This is a genomic window from Nocardioides pinisoli (assembly GCF_024199985.1).
Classification (GTDB): Bacteria; Actinomycetota; Actinomycetes; order Propionibacteriales; family Nocardioidaceae; genus Nocardioides; species Nocardioides pinisoli.
The window spans coordinates 19,941-39,163 of sequence record NZ_JANARS010000007.1; the positions used below are offsets into that span (position 1 = coordinate 19,941).

General features: G+C 70.8%; 20 protein-coding genes. 9 read left to right on the forward strand and 11 right to left on the reverse strand.

Annotated features, from left to right (window positions below):
* Positions 1–17 precede the first annotated feature (17 nt).
* Positions 18–812, forward strand: coding sequence for a DUF3027 domain-containing protein (locus NCI01_RS16060; RefSeq protein WP_372495184.1), 795 nt, complete (start codon positions 18–20; stop codon positions 810–812).
* Here the strand turns inward: NCI01_RS16060 and NCI01_RS16065 are convergent.
* Positions 809–1,408 carry a class I SAM-dependent methyltransferase gene (locus NCI01_RS16065; protein WP_254182516.1) on the reverse strand — a complete coding sequence of 200 codons (600 nt, stop codon included), beginning with the start codon at positions 1,406–1,408 and terminating at the stop codon, positions 809–811. The genes NCI01_RS16060 and NCI01_RS16065 overlap by 4 nt on opposite strands.
* On the reverse strand, positions 1,405–1,692 hold the full coding sequence (locus NCI01_RS16070; RefSeq protein WP_254182517.1) for a DUF2530 domain-containing protein: 288 nt from the start codon (positions 1,690–1,692) through the stop codon (positions 1,405–1,407). Before NCI01_RS16070 ends, NCI01_RS16065 begins: the two co-directional genes overlap by 4 nt.
* Positions 1,693–1,761: 69 nt before the next feature.
* Here NCI01_RS16070 and NCI01_RS16075 point away from each other — a divergent pair, with 69 nt between their 5' ends.
* The 8 genes from NCI01_RS16075 (at position 1,762) to NCI01_RS16110 (ending at position 10,448) form a co-directional block, all read left to right on the forward strand.
* Complete coding sequence (locus tag NCI01_RS16075; protein WP_254182518.1) at positions 1,762–3,249, forward strand: NCS2 family permease; 1,488 nt, start codon at positions 1,762–1,764, stop codon at positions 3,247–3,249.
* A 198-nt stretch (positions 3,250–3,447) separates the two neighbouring features.
* Positions 3,448–3,891 carry a MarR family winged helix-turn-helix transcriptional regulator gene (locus NCI01_RS16080; RefSeq protein ID WP_254182519.1) on the forward strand — a complete coding sequence of 148 codons (444 nt, stop codon included), beginning with the start codon at positions 3,448–3,450 and terminating at the stop codon, positions 3,889–3,891.
* 95 nt (positions 3,892–3,986) lie between these two features.
* A complete protein-coding gene (locus NCI01_RS16085; RefSeq protein WP_254182520.1) occupies positions 3,987–5,204 on the forward strand; it encodes an MFS transporter in 1,218 nt (405 codons plus the stop codon).
* Between the two features lie 213 nt (positions 5,205–5,417).
* Positions 5,418–5,789, forward strand: a complete 372-nt coding sequence (gene rpsL, locus NCI01_RS16090; protein WP_056906817.1) for a 30S ribosomal protein S12 — start codon at positions 5,418–5,420, stop codon at positions 5,787–5,789.
* Positions 5,789–6,259 (forward strand): 30S ribosomal protein S7, encoded by a 471-nt coding sequence (gene rpsG / locus NCI01_RS16095; protein WP_135838828.1) that lies wholly within the window; start codon positions 5,789–5,791, stop codon positions 6,257–6,259. The genes rpsL and rpsG overlap by 1 nt, the downstream gene beginning before the upstream one ends.
* A gap of 89 nt (positions 6,260–6,348) precedes the next feature.
* On the forward strand, positions 6,349–8,466 hold the full coding sequence (gene fusA / locus NCI01_RS16100; RefSeq protein WP_308213229.1) for an elongation factor G: 2,118 nt from the start codon (positions 6,349–6,351) through the stop codon (positions 8,464–8,466).
* A gap of 89 nt (positions 8,467–8,555) precedes the next feature.
* Entirely contained in the window at positions 8,556–9,749 is a 1,194-nt protein-coding gene (gene tuf, locus NCI01_RS16105) for an elongation factor Tu (protein ID WP_172262207.1), read from the forward strand.
* Positions 9,750–9,857: 108 nt separating this feature from the next.
* Positions 9,858–10,448: a mismatch-specific DNA-glycosylase gene (locus NCI01_RS16110; RefSeq protein ID WP_254182521.1), complete on the forward strand. Its 591-nt coding sequence runs from the start codon at positions 9,858–9,860 to the stop codon at positions 10,446–10,448.
* 19 nt (positions 10,449–10,467) lie between these two features.
* On the opposite strand, the gene NCI01_RS16115 is transcribed toward NCI01_RS16110, so the two are convergent.
* The 9 genes from NCI01_RS16115 to NCI01_RS16155 all read right to left on the reverse strand — a co-directional run bounded on the left by NCI01_RS16115 (position 10,468) and on the right by NCI01_RS16155 (position 19,197).
* Entirely contained in the window at positions 10,468–10,893 is a 426-nt protein-coding gene (locus tag NCI01_RS16115) for a hypothetical protein (RefSeq protein WP_254182522.1), read from the reverse strand.
* A gap of 32 nt (positions 10,894–10,925) precedes the next feature.
* Positions 10,926–11,369, reverse strand: a complete 444-nt coding sequence (locus NCI01_RS16120) for a VOC family protein (protein WP_254182523.1) — start codon at positions 11,367–11,369, stop codon at positions 10,926–10,928.
* A 9-nt stretch (positions 11,370–11,378) separates the two neighbouring features.
* Positions 11,379–11,855, reverse strand: a complete 477-nt coding sequence (locus NCI01_RS16125; protein WP_254182524.1) for a helix-turn-helix domain-containing protein — start codon at positions 11,853–11,855, stop codon at positions 11,379–11,381.
* Entirely contained in the window at positions 11,852–13,213 is a 1,362-nt protein-coding gene (locus tag NCI01_RS16130) for a transaminase (RefSeq protein ID WP_254182525.1), read from the reverse strand. The genes NCI01_RS16125 and NCI01_RS16130 overlap by 4 nt, the downstream gene beginning before the upstream one ends.
* Positions 13,214–13,223: 10 nt before the next feature.
* Positions 13,224–14,678, reverse strand: a complete 1,455-nt coding sequence (locus NCI01_RS16135; RefSeq protein ID WP_254182526.1) for an NAD-dependent succinate-semialdehyde dehydrogenase — start codon at positions 14,676–14,678, stop codon at positions 13,224–13,226.
* Entirely contained in the window at positions 14,678–16,042 is a 1,365-nt protein-coding gene (gabT, locus tag NCI01_RS16140) for a 4-aminobutyrate--2-oxoglutarate transaminase (RefSeq protein ID WP_254182527.1), read from the reverse strand. The genes NCI01_RS16135 and gabT overlap by 1 nt, the downstream gene beginning before the upstream one ends.
* Positions 16,039–17,325: a saccharopine dehydrogenase family protein gene (locus tag NCI01_RS16145; protein WP_254182528.1), complete on the reverse strand. Its 1,287-nt coding sequence runs from the start codon at positions 17,323–17,325 to the stop codon at positions 16,039–16,041. Before NCI01_RS16145 ends, gabT begins: the two co-directional genes overlap by 4 nt.
* A gap of 68 nt (positions 17,326–17,393) precedes the next feature.
* A complete protein-coding gene (locus NCI01_RS16150; protein ID WP_254182529.1) occupies positions 17,394–18,275 on the reverse strand; it encodes an ABC transporter permease in 882 nt (293 codons plus the stop codon).
* Between the two features lie 10 nt (positions 18,276–18,285).
* The gene (locus NCI01_RS16155) at positions 18,286–19,197 is read right to left on the reverse strand and encodes an ABC transporter permease (protein ID WP_254182530.1); all 912 of its coding nucleotides are present in this window, start codon (positions 19,195–19,197) and stop codon (positions 18,286–18,288) included.
* Positions 19,198–19,223: the final 26 nt, after the last annotated feature.

A 19,223-nucleotide genomic window follows, 5' to 3' on the forward strand; every position in this document is an offset into this window, starting at 1 on the left:
TTTGCCATGATGCGCAGGTGATCGCTCTCCCCACTCGTGCCGGCAAGCCCGACTCGGTCCTCGCCAAGGCCGTGGAGCTGGCGCGCAGCGTCGTCCTCGAGGTCGCCGAGCCGGCGGACCTCGGCGACCACCTGGGCGCCCGCGCCGAGGGGGAGCGGGTCGTCACCCACCACTTCGCCTGCACCCGTCCGGGCTACCCGGGCTGGTACTGGTCGGTGACCATGACCCGTGCCAAGCGCGGCAAGGACCTCACCGTCAACGAGGTCGTCCTGCTGCCCGGCGAGGACGCCATCGTGGCGCCCGACTGGGTGCCCTACAAGGAGCGGCTCCAGCCCGGCGACCTGTCGCCCGGCGACCTGCTGCCCGTGGAGGACGAGGACGTCCGGCTGGTCCCGACCTACCTCGTCGGCGACGACCCGCTCGACACGCCCCTCGACGGCGACGCCCGCGCGCAGGTGCGACGCGTGGCCGAGGACCTCGGCCTCGGCCGGGTGCGCACGCTGAGCCGCGAGGGTCTCGACATGGCGGCCGAGCGTTGGTACGCCGGGCCCGGCGGCCCCGACTCCCCGCTGGCGAAGAGCGCGCCGGACACCTGCTGGTCCTGCGGCTTCCTGGTCCGCCTCAACGGGTCGCTCTCGATGCGCTTCGGGGTCTGCGCAAACGGCAACGCCAACGACGACGGCCGCGTGGTCACCTTCGACCACGGCTGCGGCGCCCACTCCGAGGTCAAGCTCGCGCGCAAGCAGCAGCCCGTCCCGCTCCCCGACCACGTGTTCGACACCCTGGCCGAGGACGAGCTCGAGTCCTTCTAGCCGCGGGCGAGGACCCACACGGCGTAGTCGTCGACGGGCTCGTGCAGCTCGTAGCTGCCGAACCGGTGCACCACCCGCAGGCCGACCGACTCCGCGTCGGCGACGAACTCGGCGGCCGGGTAGGTGCGGCTGCCGGCCTTGACGGCCTGGAGGTGGAAGCCGACCAGCGCCCGTCCGGTCGGGGCGAGCAGGTCGCGCACGCGTGCCAGCACGGACCGCTCGGTGCCCTCGGCGAGGAAGATCATCACGTTGCCGACGAGCACGGCGAGGTCGAACGTGCCGAGCTCGCCCGGGTCGAGGGCCAGCGCCTCGTGGGGGAGCACCTCGAGGTCGGCGTACGTCGCGAGCGACTGGGCGCGCAACGCGGGGTCGGGCTCGGTGGCGACGACGTCGTGGCCCCGGGCCGCCAGTGCGGCCGCCACGCGTCCCATGCCCGAGCCGATGTCGACGACCCGGGCTCCCCGGGGGACGAGGGCGTCGGCGAGCCGGGCCTCGCCCGCGACGTCGACGCCCCGGCCGACGAGGTCGGCGAAGTGCTGCCCGTAGCCGCGGTTGTCCTCGCCGGCGAGCTCCCAGCGGGTCGGAGGGGTGGTCACCGGACCGCCTGCTGCGAGGCGCGCTCCTTGCGCCGGCGACGGCAGTACTCCAGGCCGCACAGGCCGAGGCCGAAGCCGGCGAGGCAGGTCCACAGCCACCAGGTGCGACCGCTGTCCTCCAGGGCACCCCAGAAGGGCAGCAGCCCGAGGAAGCCGAGCAGCCACAGCGCCGTACCGACCTCGGTGGTGCGGACGCCGTCGACGTCGAGCGGCTCGACCTGCGCCACGATGTAGGTGCGGCGCCCGATCTCGTGCTGCGTCGGCTGCTCGTCACCCAGGTCCACGCGGTCACGCTACACGCGCGCGCACGCACGAAACACGGCCGTGACCCAGTCGTGCCACACTGCGGTCCTGTGAGCGACCAGACGCAGACACAGCGACAGCGACCGCAGGGCTCCGGCCTCGACGGCTACTTCCGGATCAGCCAGCGCGGCTCGACCGTCGGCCGTGAGGTCCGCGGAGGGGTCGTCACCTTCCTCACGATGGCCTACATCATCGTGCTCAACCCGCTCATCCTCGGCTTCGTGCCCGACTCGACGGGCGCCTTCCTCGGCGGTGGCGCAGAGCCGGGCAGCGGCATCCCGGCCATCGCCGCTGGCACGGCCCTGGTCGCCGGCGTGCTGACCATCGCCATGGGCGGCTTCGCCAACTTCCCGCTCGCGCTGGCCACCGGGCTGGGCCTCAACGCGTTCGTCGCCAACACGATCGCCCGGCAGTCGACCTGGGGCGCGGCGATGGGGCTCGTCGTCCTCGAGGGCATCGTGATCCTGGTGCTGGTGCTCACCGGCTTCCGCAAGGCCGTCTTCCACGCCGTGCCCCAGCAGCTGAAGGTCGCCATCTCGGTCGGCATCGGCCTGTTCATCGCCCTGATCGGCTTCGTCGACGCCCGCGTCGTGACCCGCATCCCGGACGCCTTCCAGACGACCGTCCCGGTGCAGCTCGGTGCCGACGGCCACCTGGGCGGGTGGCCGGTGCTGGTGTTCTGCCTGGGCCTGGCGCTCGTGGTCGCCCTGTGGGTCCGCAAGGTGCGCGGCGCGATCCTCATCTCGATCCTCGTGACCACCGTGGTCGCAGTAGCGGTCGAGGCCATCGGTGACCTGGGCGCCGCCTCGGCCGACAACCCCAAGGGCTGGTCGCTCAGCGTGCCCACGCTCAGCGGCGACGTCGTCGGCCTGCCGTCCTTCGACACCCTCGGCGAGGTCGACCTCTTCGGCGCCTTCGGCAGCGCCGGCACCGGCGTGCTGGCCGCGCTGCTCCTCGTCTTCTCGCTGCTCCTGGCCGACTTCTTCGACACGATGGGCACGATGACCGCCATCGGCGCCGAGGCCGGTCTCAACGACGAGGAGGGCACCCCGCCGGGCGCCCAGCGCATCCTGGTCGTCGACTCGGTCGCCGCGATCGCCGGAGGCGCCGCCGGCGTCTCGTCCAACACGTCCTACATCGAGAGCGCGTCGGGCGTCGGGGAGGGCGCCCGCACCGGCCTGGCGTCGCTCGTCACGGGCGCGCTGTTCCTGCTCGCCACCTTCTTCACGCCCCTCGTCGCGGCCATCCCGTCCGAGGCGGCCGTCCCGGCGCTCGTGCTCGTGGGCTTCCTGATGATGCAGCAGGTCACCGAGATCGACTGGCGCGATCTCGAGGTGGCGATCCCCGCCTTCCTCACCGTCGTCCTCATGCCGTTCACCTACTCGATCTCGGTCGGCATCGGCGCCGGCTTCGTGGCGTACGTCTTCATCAAGGTCGTCGTCGGCAAGGTCCGGGAGGTCCACCCGCTCATGTGGGTCGTCGCCGCCCTCTTCGTCGTCTACTTCGCCTACACGCCCATCAGCGGCTGGCTCTCCTGAGCCTCGTGGCGAGGAAGAGCCCGACAACTTCAGCGAGCGCCTGACATCTTCTGGAATCCCCGGTCAGCCGGCCGTTCCTGAACATGTCGGCCCGTGCAAGGCCTGACAACTTCAGGGATCCCCGGTCAGCCGGGGATCCCTGAAGCGACCGACCGCCGGCCGGAATAGTTAGCAGAAGTAATGAGTTATGCTAACGACATGCCGACCGCCGATCTCCGCACCGACGCCGGGCTCGCCTCCGAGCTCCGGGCCGGTGTCATGCGCCTGCGCCGCCGCCTCGTGTCCGAGCGCCACCCCGACAACGACCTGAGCATCCCGCAGATGGTGGTGCTGGGGCTGCTGGTGCGCGTGGGCGACCAGACCGTCGGCGACCTGGCCCGCGCCGAGCGCGTCCAGCCGCCGTCGATGACCCGCACGGTCAACTGCCTCGAGACCGACGGCTACGTCGAGCGGCGCCCGCACGAGAGCGACGGTCGCCAGGTCGTCGTCTCCATCACCGACGCCGGCCGCGCCGCCGTCCTGGCAGACCGCCAGCGTCGTGACGCCTGGCTCTCGCGCCGCCTCGCTGAGCTCACGCCCGCCGAGCGCGCCACCCTCCGCGACGCAGCACCGATCCTGGCCCGGCTCGCCGTCGCCGACTGACCTCCTGACCGATGACCGACTGAGGAGTCACCACGAGTCCCACGTTCCGTTCCCTGTCCAACCCGAACTACCGCCGCTACGCAGCCGGCGGGGTCGTGTCCAACACCGGCACCTGGATGCAGCGCGTCGCCCAGGACTGGCTGGTGCTCGAGCTCGCCGTCGGGTCGGGCGCCACCGCGCTCGGCATCACGACCGGGCTCCAGTTCCTGCCGTTCCTGCTGCTGACGCCGTTCGCCGGCCTGGTCGCCGACCGGATGCCCAAGCAGCGCCTGCTGCAGCTGACCAACCTCGGCATGGCGCTGCCCGCCGCCGTCCTCGGCATCCTCGCCGTGACCGGTGTCGCCGAGGTCTGGCACGTCTACGTCCTGGCCCTCCTCCTCGGCTCGGCCTCGGCCTTCGACGCACCGGCGCGCCAGTCCTTCGTCTCCGAGCTGGTCGAGCCCGGCGACCTGACCAACGCCGTCGGCCTCAACTCCGCCAGCTTCAACGCCGCCCGCCTCGTCGGCCCCGGCCTGGCCGGCGTCCTCATCGCCGCCTTCGGCGGGGGAGCGGTCGCCACCGGGTGGGTCATCCTGCTCAACGCAGTCACGTACGCCGCCCCGATCTGGTCGCTGCGCCACCTCGACGCCAGCCGGATCGACGCCGCGGCGCCCGCCGACAGCGGTCCGGGGGCGATCCGCGAGGGCGTGGCCTACGTCCGGGCGCGGCCCGACCTGATGCTCGTCCTCGGACTGGTGTTCTTCGCCGGCACCTTCGGCCTCAACTTCCAGATCACCTCCGCGCTCATGGCCACCGAGGTGTTCGGCAAGGGGCCCGAGGAGTTCGGCCTCCTCGGCACCTTCCTGGCCGTCGGGTCGCTGACGGGCGCGCTGCTCGCCGCCCGGCGCAGCCAGGTGCGGCACCGCCTCGTGGTGGGCGCGGCCCTGGTCTTCGGGGCCACGGTGGTGCTGGCGGGGCTGATGCCCACCTACCTCACCTTCGCGCTGCTCGCACCGGTCACCGGCCTCGCTGCACTGACGTTCATCACCAGCGCCAACACCTACATGCAGCTCCACACCGACGCGGGCGTCCGCGGGCGGGTGATGGCCCTCTACCTGATGATCTTCATGGGCGGCACGCCGGTCGGCGCCCCCATCATCGGCTGGATCGGGCAGGAGTACGGCGCTCGCTGGACGCTGCTCGGCGGCGGGCTGCTCACGATCGCCGGCGTGGCGTTCTCGGCGGCCCTCTACCTCCGCCTCGACCGCGTGCGGCGCGAGCGGCAGCGCCAGGTGGTCGATCCGGGCGTCCGGGCCGCGCCAGCGGCATTTTGACCCTGCCGTGGCGCCCGAGTAGCCTCAATCCTCGTGTCTGGCACGTCCAGACCCATGCCCATGCTCGGCGGACCCCATGGTCGAGAGGCGCGGCGTTCGTAGCCGCGCGCCGGCTGGCCACGGTAATCGCAACAGGCACATGCAACAGCGCACGACACCCGAGCCCGGCACCGCGCCGAGCCGTGAGACATGACAGAGAGAGGGAACCACCCGGTGCCCACCATCAACCAGCTGGTCCGCAAGGGCCGCCAGGACAAGGTGTCCAAGAACAAGACGCCTGCCCTGAAGGGATCCCCGCAGCGCCGTGGCGTCTGCACCCGCGTCTACACCACCACCCCGAAGAAGCCGAACTCCGCCCTCCGCAAGGTCGCCCGCGTGCGCCTGAGCAGTGGCGTCGAGGTCACCGCCTACATCCCGGGTGTCGGTCACAACCTGCAGGAGCACTCGATCGTGCTCGTCCGCGGCGGCCGTGTGAAGGACCTTCCCGGCGTCCGCTACAAGATCATCCGCGGCTCGCTCGACACCCAGGGTGTCAAGAACCGCAAGCAGGCCCGCAGCCGCTACGGCGCGAAGAAGGAGAAGTAATGCCTCGCAAGGGTCCCGCTCCCAAGCGCCCCCTCGTCGTCGACCCGGTCTACGGCTCGCAGCTGGTCACCCAGCTCGTGAGCAAGGTCCTGCAGGACGGCAAGAAGGCTGTGGCGCAGCGCATCGTCTACACCGCCCTCGAGGGCTGCCGCGAGAAGACCGGCACCGACCCGGTCGTCACGCTCAAGCGCGCGATGGACAACGTCAAGCCGGCCATCGAGGTCAAGTCCCGCCGCGTCGGCGGCGCGACCTACCAGGTCCCCGTCGAGGTCAAGGCCAACCGCTCCACCACGCTGGCGCTGCGCTGGCTCGTGGGCTACGCCGCCGACCGCCGTGAGAAGACCATGGCCGAGCGGCTGATGAACGAGATCCTCGACGCGAGCAACGGCCTCGGTGCCGCTGTGAAGAAGCGCGAGGACACCCACAAGATGGCCGAGTCCAACAAGGCCTTCGCCCACTACCGCTGGTGACGGCGAGGGGCCCTGCGACGCGCACCGCGCGTCGTACGGCCCCTCACCCCACGAGCTCCCACCAACTTCCGAGGGACTGAGACACAACAGTGGCTGTCGACATCACCACCGACCTCAACAAGGTCCGCAACATCGGCATCATGGCGCACATCGACGCCGGCAAGACCACCACCACCGAGCGCATCCTCTTCTACACCGGCATCACCTACAAGATCGGTGAGGTCCACGAGGGTGGCGCCACGATGGACTGGATGGAGCAGGAGCAGGAGCGCGGCATCACCATCACGTCGGCCGCGACGACCTGCTGGTGGAAGAACCACCAGATCAACATCATCGACACCCCCGGCCACGTGGACTTCACCGCCGAGGTCGAGCGCTCGCTGCGCGTCCTCGACGGCGCCGTGGCGGTCTTCGACGGTGTTGCCGGTGTCGAGCCGCAGACCATGACGGTGTGGCGCCAGGCCAACAAGTACTCCGTCCCCCGCATGTGCTTCGTCAACAAGCTCGACCGCACCGGCGCGGACTTCTTCCGCTGCGTCGACATGATGGTCGAGCGCCTCAACTCCACCCCGCTCGTGCTCCAGCTCCCCATCGGTGCGGAGTCCGACTTCCTCGGTGTCGTCGACCTGGTCGGCATGCGTGCCCTGACCTGGCGCGGCGAGACCAAGATGGGTGAGGACTACGACGTCGAGGAGATCCCGGCCGACCTCGCCGAGCAGGCCGCGGAGTACCGCGAGAAGTTCATCGAGACGCTCGCCGAGGCCGACGACGACATCATGGAGAAGTACCTCGAGGAGGGTGACGAGAACTTCACCGTCGAGGAGCTCGAGGCCGCGATCCGTCGCGCCACGCTGGCCGACAAGGTCAACCCGGTCCTGTGCGGCACCGCGTTCAAGAACAAGGGCGTGCAGCCCCTGCTCGACGCGGTCGTCAAGTACCTCCCCTCGCCGCTCGACATCGACGCCATCGTCGGTCACTCGCCGCGCGACGAGGAGGAGGCCATCTCCCGCAAGCCCTCCGACGACGAGCCGTTCTCCGGCCTCGCCTACAAGATCGCCTCCGACCCGCACCTCGGCAAGCTGATCTACGTCCGCGTCTACTCGGGCAAGCTCGAGGCCGGCTCGACCGTGGTCAACTCGGTCAACGGCAAGAAGGAGCGGATCGGCAAGGTCTACCAGATGCACGCCAACAAGCGTGAGGAGATCGCGTCGGTCGGCGCCGGCCAGATCGTCGCCGTGATGGGCCTGAAGGACACCAAGACCGGTCACACGCTGAGCGACCCGAACAACCAGGTCGTGCTCGAGTCGATGACGTTCCCGGCCCCGGTGATCGAGGTCGCGATCGAGCCCAAGACCAAGGGCGACCAGGAGAAGCTCGGCACCGCGATCCAGCGTCTCTCCGACGAGGACCCGACCTTCACGGTCAAGACCGACGAGGAGACCGGCCAGACGATCATCGCCGGCATGGGCGAGCTCCACCTCGAGATCCTCGTGGACCGCATGAAGCGCGAGTTCCGCGTCGAGGCGACCGTCGGCAAGCCGCAGGTCGCCTACCGCGAGACCATCCGCAACAAGGTCGAGAACCACAGCTACACCCACAAGAAGCAGACCGGTGGTTCGGGCCAGTTCGCGAAGGTCGTCATCTCCCTCGAGCCCAACATCGACCCGGAGACGGGCACGGGCGCGGGCTACGAGTTCGCCAACAACGTCACCGGTGGTCGCGTGCCCAGGGAGTACATCCCCTCGGTCGACCAGGGTGGCCAGGAGGCCATGGAGTTCGGCGTGCTCGCCGGCTACCCCATGGTCGACGTGAAGTTCTCCCTCGAGGACGGCGCCTACCACGACGTCGACTCGTCCGAGCTCGCGTTCAAGATCGCCGGCAACCAGGCCTTCAAGGAGGCCGCACGCAAGGCCCGGCCGGTGCTGCTCGAGCCGATGTTCGCCGTCGAGGTGACCACCCCCGAGAGCTTCCTCGGCACGGTCATCGGTGACATCAACTCGCGCCGCGGCCAGATCCAGGCTCAGGAGGAGCGTCACGGCGACATGGTCGTCAACGCCCTTGTGCCCCTGTCCGAGATGTTCGGGTACGTTGGCGACCTGAGGTCCAAGACCTCCGGTCAGGCGTCGTACTCGATGGAGTTCGACTCGTACGCCGAGGTTCCCACGAACATCGCCGACGAGATCATCAAGAAGGTCCGCGGCGAGTAATCGCGCCCCGGATCCTCGGCACCAGCACCACCCACACCCACGAGTCACCCACTCTCACACGCAGAGAACAACAATCAGGAGGAGCCCCAGTGGCTAAGGCGAAGTTCGAGCGGACCAAGCCGCACGTCAACATCGGCACCATCGGTCACATCGACCACGGCAAGACGACGCTGACCGCGGCTATCACCAAGGTGCTGCACGACAAGCACCCGGACCTCAACGAGGCTTCGGCGTTCGACCAGATCGACAAGGCTCCCGAGGAGCGCCAGCGCGGCATCACGATCTCGATCGCGCACGTCGAGTACCAGACCGAGACGCGCCACTACGCGCACGTCGACTGCCCCGGTCACGCCGACTACATCAAGAACATGATCACCGGCGCGGCGCAGATGGACGGCGCGATCCTCGTGGTCGCCGCCACCGACGGCCCGATGCCGCAGACCCGCGAGCACGTGCTGCTCGCCCGCCAGGTCGGCGTGCCCGCCCTGGTCGTCGCGCTCAACAAGTGCGACATGGTCGACGACGAGGAGCTCATCGAGCTCGTCGAGATGGAGGTGCGCGAGCTCCTCTCCGAGTACGAGTTCCCGGGCGACGACATCCCCGTCGTGCGCGTGGCGGCCTTCCCGGCCCTCAACGGCGACGCCAAGTGGGGCGACTCGATCGCCGAGCTCATGCAGGCCGTGGACGACTACATCCCGACCCCCGAGCGCGAGACCGACAAGCCCTTCCTCATGCCCGTCGAGGACGTCTTCACGATCACCGGTCGTGGCACCGTCATCACCGGTCGCATCGAGCGCGGCATCGTCAAGGTCAACGAGGAGGTCGAGATCATCGGCATCCGCGAGGGCTCGCAGAAGAGCACCGTCACCGGTGTCGAGATGTTCCGCAAGCTCCTCGACGAGGGCCAGGCCGGTGAGAACGTCGGTCTGCTCCTCCGTGGCACCAAGCGCGAGGACGTCGAGCGCGGCATGGTCGTCATCAAGCCGGGCACGACCACCCCGCACACCAACTTCGACGCCTCGGTCTACATCCTGTCGAAGGACGAGGGCGGCCGTCACACGCCGTTCTTCAACAACTACCGTCCGCAGTTCTACTTCCGGACCACGGACGTGACGGGCGTCGTGACCCTGCCTGAGGGCACCGAGATGGTCATGCCGGGTGACAACACCGAGATGTCGGTCGAGCTCATCCAGCCCATCGCAATGGACGAGGGCCTGCGCTTCGCCATCCGCGAGGGCGGCCGCACCGTCGGCGCCGGCCGCGTCGTCAAGATCACCAAGTGATCGCCGCCGGTCACTGACCGGCACCCGCACCACCCGAGGCCCCGTCTCCCGCAAGGGAGGCGGGGCCTCGTGCGTCCGCCGTGGGACCGGCCCGGCAGGATGTCCGCCATGGGGTTCACGAGGGCCGAGCTGGAGTCGTTCCGCGACGTCGAGGTCCCTGACCTCCTCCCGCCCGCCGACCAGCCGTTGCGCCTGCTCTTCGTCGGCATCAACCCGGGGTTGTGGACCGCGGCCACCCAGAGCCACTTCGCCCGCCCCGGCAACCGCTTCTACCCCGCCCTGCTCCGGGCCGGGATCGTCCCGAGACCGATCGACCCGTCGACGGGCATGACCGACGAGGACCGCGACGAGCTGCGCCGGAGGGGGATCGGCATCACCAACGTGGTGCCCCGCGCCACCGCGCGTGCCGACGAGCTCACGACCGAGGAGCTGCGCGCGGGCGGCGAGCGGCTCCGGGCGCTCGTGGCCGAGCGTCACCCGGCCGTCGTGGCGGTCGCGGGCATCACCGCCTACCGCACGGCCTTCGGCCAGCGCGGCGCGAAGGTCGGCGAGCAGCCCGGCCGCTGGGGCGGCTCGCGGGTGTTCGTGGTGCCCAACCCCTCGGGCCTCAACGCGCACGACACCGTGGACACGCTCGCCGAGGCCTACGCCGCGGCGGCCCGGGCCGCCGGGGTGCTGGAGAGCCCGCCGGAGTCCTGAGACCGCGGCAGCAGCGGCCTCAGACGGCGTACGGCGGCGGGAGCAGGCCGTGCTGCACGAGCAGCCACTCGACACGCTCCCGCTCACGGTCGAGCTCGTCCCCGGGCGGCAGCACCGCCAGCAGGTGCGGGCAGCCCGCCATGTCGGCGGCCTCGCCGAGCACCCGGTCGTAGGCCAGGCGGCAGCCCTCGTACTTCGCAAAGCGCATCCCGCCGCGGTGGAAGGCGGAGTGGAGGCGTCGCAGGTCGGCGCCCACCTGCTCGACCGGGCGGCCGAGCGGGACCACCTCGGCCCCGCGGCGACGGCGCCGGGCCCGCTGGGCGAGCCGCCCGACGGCACGGGCGCTGCGCCACGCGCCGAGGTCTCCGCGGAGAGCGGCGCAGACGACCCGCAGGAGCACGAGCGCCAGCAGCAGCACGCCGACGGTCACGAGCCCGCTCCTCATCCCTCCACGGTACGCCGGGCGCGCGCCCGGCGTCAGCCCATGTCGACGCCCTCGAAGTCCTCCGGGACGAAGTCGCGCTTCTCGACCAGGACCATCCAGTTGCCGGAGTTGTCGCGCATCAGGGCCTCGACGCCGTACGGCCGTTCCTCCGGCTCCTGGAGGAACTCGACGCCCTTGGCCCTCAGCTCCTCGTAGGTCGCCCGGCAGTCGTCGACGTCCATCCCGACGCCGGGCAGTCCGCCCTCGTCCTGCGCGCGCCTCATCGCCTCGATGAGGTAGTCGGGGAGGGGGCCGCTGGGGGTGGTGAGGTGCAGGTGCACCTCGGGCTGCTCGGGGTGGAAGACCGTGCACCAGCGGAAGTCCGGCCCGAGCTGGAGGTCGTCGCCGACCTCGAAGCCGAGGACGTCGGTGTAGAAGGCGAGGGAGTCGTCGATGTCCTTCACCCAGACGGACAGGAGCGAGATGTTGGTGATCATGCGGTGAGCCTAGGAAGGTCCGCCGCCGTCGGGCTTCTCCTGCGTTGCGGTCCCGCCCGGGCCGCGCGTCTCGACGAGACCGGCCATGAAGACGTAGCACCCCGGGATGCGCGGGTTGCCGTCCGCCGCGTAGCGCCGCTGGAAGTCGCTCGGGCTCTCGCCGACGATCTCGCGGAAGCGCGAGCTGAACGACCCGAGGCTGCTGTAGCCCACGGCGTGGCAGACCTCGGTGACCGTCAGGTTGGCCGCCCGCAGCAGGTCCTGCGCCCGCTCGACGCGGCGCTCGGCGAGGTAGGCCGCGGGCGTCACGCCGTACGTCGTCGCGAACGAGCGGATGAAGTGGTAGCGGCTCATGCCGGCGAGGCCCGCGAGGTGGTCGAGGTCGAACGGCGCGGCGAAGTGCCGGTCGAGGTGGTCGCGCGTGCGGCGCAGGTGCACCAGCACGTCACCGGGGACACGGCGCTGCCCGGTGGGCTCCGGGCTCATCCGAGCAGCGCCTCCACCGCACCCCGGAACGCCGAGGTGTGGGCGTCCACGTCGGACCGGTCGTGGAACGGCGAGAACAACGACATGTTGTGGAACGGGGCGAGCAGCACTCCCCGGTTGACCGTCCACAGGTGGAAGAACGCGTCGAGCTCCTCGTCGACCGCGGCCGCGGCCTCGGCGCCGGTGCGCGGCGGCGGGCAGAACCAGTACTCCGCGCGGCAGCCCAGGCGCTGGACGTGCCACGGCAGCCCGTGCTCGTCGATGACGCCCCGGATCCCGTCGGTGAACGACGCGGCGAGCGGGATCGAGACGTCGAAGTCCTCCTGCCGCAGGGCGGTGGAGAGCGTGGCCCGGACGGCGGCCATGGCGAGCGCCGAGCCCGACAGGGTGCCGCCCACGCCGGCGACGTCGATGTCGTGGCCGAGCATCGGGCCCTCGAGACGCGAGGCGACCTCCTCGGTCATGCCGTAGGCCGCGACGGGGATGCCGCCGCCGATGGGCTTGCCGATGACGACGAGGTCGGGCTCGAGGTCCCACGCCGCGGTGGCTCCGCCGGGCCCGGCGCAGATGGTGTGCGTCTCGTCGTTGACGAGCAGCACGCCGTGGCGCCGGGTGACCTCGCGGACCTCGGCGAGGTAGCCGTCGTCGGGCAGCACGATGCCGATGTTGGTGAGGGCCGGCTCCATCAGCAGGCAGGCCACGTCGCCCTCCGCGAGGCGGGCATCGAGCGCGTCGAGGTCGTTGAAGGGCACCACGGCGGTCGTCTCGGCCACGTCGACCTGCGGGCCGAGCGCACCCGGACGGGGCACCACCCGGTCCCCGGCGCGACCGTGCTCGAGGACGCCCAGCGTCTCGTCGACGGTGCCGTGGTAGCACCAGTCCATGACGGCGATCCTGGGCCGTCCCGTGAGGTGGCGGGCGAAGCGGAGCACGAACCGGTTGGCGTCGGTCGCGGTCATCGCCATCTGCCAGCGCGGGAGGCCGAACCGACGGCTCAGCTCGCCGGCCACCCAGGCGGCGTCGGTGGAGGGAAGCATCGTCGTGATCCCGCGCTCGGTGCGCTCACGCACCGCGGTGGCGACGGCCGGCAGGCAGTGCCCGGTCATGGAGCCGGTGTCCCCGAGGCAGAGGTCGACGTAGTCGAGCCCGTCGACGTCGGTGAAGCGGCCGCCCTCCGCCGCCTCGACGAAGAGCGGGAAGGAGCCCGGCCACCGGGTCATCCACGGCATCGGGACGCCGGCCAGCAGGTGTTCGCCGGCCTCCTCCGCCAGCCGGGCCGACGTCGGGTGCAGGTCGACGAAGCGCTGCTCCTCCTCGGCGTGCAGCGCCGCCAGCCGCCCGCGGTCGATGGTCGTCATGGGCGGGGCCTCACAGCGCGCTTCCGACGTACTTGGTCTCGAGGTACTCCTCGATGCCCTCGAAGCCGCCCTCACGGCCGAAGCCCGAGTGCTTGACGCCACCGAAGGGGGCGGCCGGGTTGGACACGATGCCGGTGTTGACGCCCACCATGCCGAACTCCAGCGCCTCGCTGACCCGCAGCACCCGCGCGTGGTCGCGGGTGAAGACGTAGGCCACGAGGCCGTACTCCGTGTCGTTGGCCCGCCGCAGCGCCTCGTCCTCGTCGCTGAAGGTCGAGACCGGGGCCACGGGGCCGAAGATCTCCTCGCGGAACACCCGGGCGCTGGCAGGTACGTCGACCAGCACCGTCGGCGGGTAGAAGTGGCCCGCCCCGGCGGGGACCTCGCCCCCGACCAGCGCGCGGGCCCCGGCGGACACCGCGTCGTCGACCAGCTCGTGGACGCCCGCACGCGCCTTGTCGGTGATCAGCGGACCGACGTCGACGCCCTCCTCGGTGCCGTCGCCGACCTTCAGTGCGCCCATCCGCTCGGCGACGCGCTGGGAGAACTCCTCGGCCACGGACTCGTGCACCAGGAACCGGTTGGCCGACGTGCAGGCCTCGCCGATGTTGCGCATCTTGGCGAGCATCGCGCCGTCGACCGCGGCGTCGAGGTCGGCGTCGTCGAAGACGATGAACGGCGCGTTGCCGCCGAGCTCCATCGACACCCGCAGCAGCTGGTCGGAGGCCTGGGCCACGAGCTTCTTGCCGACCGCCGTCGACCCGGTGAAGGTGAGCTTGCGCAGGCGCGGGTCCTTGATGATGGGCTCGCACAGCCCGCCGGAGTCGGTCGTGGTGACGACGTTGAGGACGCCTGCCGGCAGGCCGACCTCCTCGAGGAGGGCAGCCAGGGCCAGCATCGTCAGCGGCGTCTCGGCGGCCGGCTTGACCACCATGGTGCACCCGGCGGCGATGGCCGGGCCGATCTTGCGCGTCCCCATGGCGAGCGGGAAGTTCCAGGGCGTGATCATGAGCGTCGGGCCGACGGGCCCCTTCATGGTGATCAGCCGGGTGTTGCCGCTGGGCGCGGGGGAGTAGCGCCCGTGGATGCGGACGGCCTCCTCGGAGAACCACCGGAAGAACTCCGCGCCGTAGGTCACCTCGCCCCTCGCCTCGGCGAGCGTCTTGCCCATCTCGAGGGTCATCAGCCGGGCGAAGTCGTCGGCACGCTCGGTCAGCAGCTCGAAGGCGCGGCGCAGGATCTCGCCGCGGGCCCGCGGCTCGGTGGCGCGCCACTCCTGCTGGGCCGCCGCCGCGGCGGCGAGCGCGCGCTCACCGTCGGCCGGCGTCGCGTCCGCGACGCGGGTGAGGACGCCGGCGTCAGCGGGGTTGTGCACCTCGAAGGTCCCACCCCCGGTGGCGTCGACCCACTCGCCGCCGATGAGGAGCCGGGTCGGGACGGTCTCGATCACGGTGTTGTCAGCCATCACCCCACCTTGCCACTGAGCTGTCCGGCGACCACCTCGTCGAAGGCCGCCTCGAAGACGTCGAGCCCCTCGGCCAGCAGGTCGTCGCCGATCGCGAGCGGGGGCAGGAACCGGAACACGTTGCCGAAGGTGCCGCAGGTCAGCGTGACCAGACCCTGGGCCGAGCAGGCCCGGTGGACGGCCGCGGCCAGCGCCGGGTCGGGCGTACGTCCCGGGCCGTCGCTGACCAGCTCGACCGCCAGCATCGCTCCCCGTCCGCGGATGTCGCCCACCCGGTCGGGGTGCCGCTCGGCGAGGCCGCGGAGGCGGGGGAGGAAGGTGGCCTCGATCGCGCGGGCGCGGGCCGGGAGGTCCTCGGCCTCCATGGTCTCGATCGCGGCGAGCGCGGCCGCGCAGGCGACGGGGTTGCCGCCGTAGGTGCCGCCCAGCCCGCCGACGTGGACGGAGTCCATCACCTCCGCGCGACCGGTCACGGCGGCGAGCGGCAGGCCGCCGGCCATGCCCTTCGCGGTGGTGACCAGGTCGGGCACGACGCCCTCGTGGTCGCAGGCGAACCAGTCGCCCGTGCGTGCGAAGCCGGTCTGGATCTCGTCGGCGATCAGCAGGATGCCCTGCTCACGGCACCACTCCGCGACCCGCGGCAGCCAGCCCGGCGGTGGGACGATGAAGCCGCCCTCGCCCTGGATCGGCTCGATGAGCACCGCGGCGCAGTTGGCCTCCCCGACCTGCGTGTGGACGGTGGCCACGAAGGCGTCGAACGCCTCCTCGGCACAGGCCTCCGCGCCCCCGGGCCAGCGGTAGGGGTAGGCCATCGGGGCGCGGTAGACCTCGCCGGCGAAGGGCCCGAAGCGGTGCTTGTAGGGCATGTTCTTGGCGGTCAGCGCCATCGTGAGGTTGGTCCGGCCGTGGTAGGCGTGGTCGAACACCACGACCGCGTCGCGACCGGTGTGGTGCCGGGCGACCTTGACCGCGTTCTCCACGGCCTCGGCGCCGGAGTTGAAGAGCGCCGAGCGCTTCTCGTGGTCGCCGGGCGTCAGCTCGGCGAGCTTCTCGCACACCGCGACGTACTCCTCGTAGGGCGTGACCATGAAGCAGGTGTGGGTGAAGTCGGCGACCTGGCGCTGCACGGCCTCCACGACCCGCGGCGCGGCGTTGCCGACCGTGGTGACCGCGATGCCGGAGCCGAAGTCGATGAGCTGGTTGCCGTCGACGTCGCGGAGGATGCCGCCGCCCGCCTGCTCGACGTAGACCGGGAGCGTCGTGCCGACGCCGGCCGAGACGGCCGCGAGCTTGCGGGCCTGCAGCTCCTGCGAGCGCGGGCCGGGGATCTCCGTGGCCAGGATCCTCTCCTGCGACAGGCTCATGACGACTTCTCCTCCATCCCCCAGGGGGATCCGTACCCCTCGGGCTTGGGTGTGGCGAGCAGGTCGAGGAAGGGCTTCGGGGGCAGCGCCTCGGGGCCGAGCACGCCCGTACCCTTCCAGGTGCCGTCGGCGAGCAGCTCCAGCGCGACGACGGGGTTGATCGCGGTCTGCCAGACCACGCACTGCGCGCCGTAGTCGCGCATCGAGTCGGCGTTGTCGACCACGTGGTAGAGGTACGTCGACCGCGGGGCACCGTCCTTGCCGGTGCCCGTGACGAGGAGGCCCGCGCAGGTCTTGCCCTCCATCCGCGGCCCGATGGCCGCGGGGTCGGGCAGGCACGCGGCCACCACGTCGCGGGGCGACACCCGCACGCCCTTGACCGACACGGGCTCCGTCGAGTCGAGCCCGAGCGTGTGCAGCGTGCGGAGGATGCCGATCATCTCCTCGCCGAGGCCGTACTTGAACGTCACGCGGTCGGCCTCGACCCACCGCGGCATCAGGAGCACCTCCTCGTGCTCGACGTGCACGCACTCGACCGGGCCGATGCCCTCGGGGAAGTCGAAGACCTCGGGCTCGGAGAACGGGGGCAGGGTGAAGAAGCCCTTCTCCAGGTCGCCCCCCGCCCGGTCGCGCTCCCACACCACGGGCGGGTTGAGGCACTCCTCGATGATCGTCCACATCGAGAAGCCGGGCGCGAACACCTCGTTGCCGTCGTCGTCGCGGATGACGAGGTTGGCGCCGTCGCGGGTGCCGAGCTCGTCGATGTGGTCGAAGAGCTCGTCGGCGGCGTAGCGCGCGAACACGTCGGACAGGCCGGGCTCGACGCCGATGCCGAGCAGCGCGAGCCGGCCGGCCGCCTCCCACTCGGCGGCCATCGCGAACTGCTCGTCGCCGAGCTTGACGCCGACCTTCTCGTAGGGCGCGTCGGGGTGGCGTGCGGACAGGCTCATCGCCATGTCGAGGTAGTCGGCGTCCGCGGCGAGTGCGCCGGTGAAGATCGGCATCACGAACCGCGGGTCCACCGCGTTGAAGACGTGGGTCGCGCGGACCTCCCGGGCGAGCGCGGCCACCGCCTCGGCGTCGGAGGCGTCGACCTGGGAGGCGCTGAAGCGCTCCTCGCCCGTCCGCCGCTCACGCGCCGCCGCCACGGTCCGCTCGGCCCGGCCGAGGTCGTAGTCGGCGACCACCCAGGCCTCGAAGAAGTCGCGCTCCACCGCGATCCGGGCCGCGGCGTCGCCGACACCGCCGGCTCCGACCATCAGCACGCGCATCGGCTCAGGCACTTGTCGTCTCCTCGTTCATGGGGGTCGTGTGTTCCGTGTGTCGGGGTCGGTGATGCGGGGGCGGGTCGTCACTTCCGGGGCGTCGAGGCCCGCAGCGAGGCCAGGACCTGGGCACCGACGACGAGCAGCACGGCGATCACGAACATCGAGAAGCCGATGACGTTGGCCTCGGCCGGGATGCCGCGACGGGAGGCGACGTAGACGAACTTGGGGAACGTGCTCTCGTTGCCGGAGACGAAGTTGGTGATGATGAAGTCGTCGAAGGACAGCGAGAAGGCGAGCATCGCGGCTCCCGCGATGCCGGGCAGGATCAGCGGGAAGGTGACCTTCCAGAAGGTCTGCATCGGGCTGGCGTAGAGGTCCTGCGCGGCCTCCTCGATCCGGGGGTCGAGGGACTGGATGCGGGCCCGGACGGTCACCACCACGAAGCTCAGGCAGAACATGATGTGGGCGAAGACGATCGTGGTGAAGCCGAGGTTGACGCCGATGTTGGAGAAGCCCTGCACGAAGATCGTCAGCAGGGCGGCGCCCATGACGATCTCGGGGGTCGCCATCGGCACGAAGATCAGCAGGTTGCTCGCGGCCTTGCCGCGGAAGCGGTAGCGGACCATGGCCAGCGCCATGAGGGTGCCCAGGACCGTGGCCACGATCGTGGAGATCACGCCGACCTGCAGGGAGGTGACCAGCGACTCGCAGACGCCCGGCACGCCGCAGGGGTCCTGCCAGTGCTCCCAGGTGAAGCCCTGCCACACGATGTTGGTCTTGCCGTGGTCGTTGAAGGAGAAGGCGAACGTGTAGGCGACCGGCAGGAACAGGTAGAGGAGCACCAGGATCGCCGTGAGGATCGCGAAGTGGTTGGCCAGCCACAGCTGCGCCCGCTTGGCGGTCGAGGGCCGGTAGGCGGGTGACTGGTCGGCCGTCGGGGGCGGCGTCGTCGTGGGCGGGGTCATCGTGGCCACGTCACACCAGCTCCTCGGTGCCGAACCGGCGTACGTAGAGGAAGACCATCACCAGGATCGCGGCCATGAGGGTGAAGGACAGCGCCGCCGCCACCGGGTAGCCGCCGGGGACGGCGAGGAACTGGTCGTTGATGACGTTGCCGACCATCTTGCCCTGCTGGGGGCCGAGCAGCTCCATGTTGACGAAGTCGCCGGCGGCCGGGATGAACGTCAGCAGCGTCCCGGCGAGCACGCCCGGCATCGACATCGGCAGGGTGATGGTGCGGAAGGTGGTGAACCCGTTGGCGTAGAGGTCGCCCCCCGCCTCGATCACACGCGGATCGGCCCGCTCGAGCGAGGCGTAGATCGGCAGCACCATGAAGGGCAGGAAGTTGTAGGTGAGTCCGGCGACGACGGCGAGCGGGGTGTTGATGATGTTGCCGCCGGGCAGCAGGTGCAGGAAGTTGAGCACCGTGGCGACCGGGCCCTCGTCGGCGAGGATCTGCGACCACGCGAAGGTGCGCAGGATGAACGAGGTGAAGAACGGCGCGATGACGCAGATCATCATCAGGTTGCGCCACCGGCCGGCCTTGAAGGCCATCGCGTAGGCGAGCGGGTAGGCCACCACGAAGGCGAAGAAGGTCGCGAGCCCCGCGTAGAGGAACGACCGCGCGAAGTGCGGCGCGTAGTCGGTCAGCGCGCTGACGTAGTTCTCGAAGTTGAGGTCGCGGTAGTAGTAGCCGGGGAAGCCCGGGTAGCGGCTCTGCAGGCTGACCGACGCCAGCTGCACGAGCGGCAGGATGAAGAAGACGCCGAGCCACAGCACGCCCGGCAGCAGCAGGAGGTAGGCCGTCCAGCCGCGCTTCTTCGTCTCGGGCGCGGGGGGAGCCGGGGAGACCGCCGGGTCGCCGGCCACGTGGGCCAGGGCGCTCATGCGGGGTCCCCGCGGCGTTGTCCGGC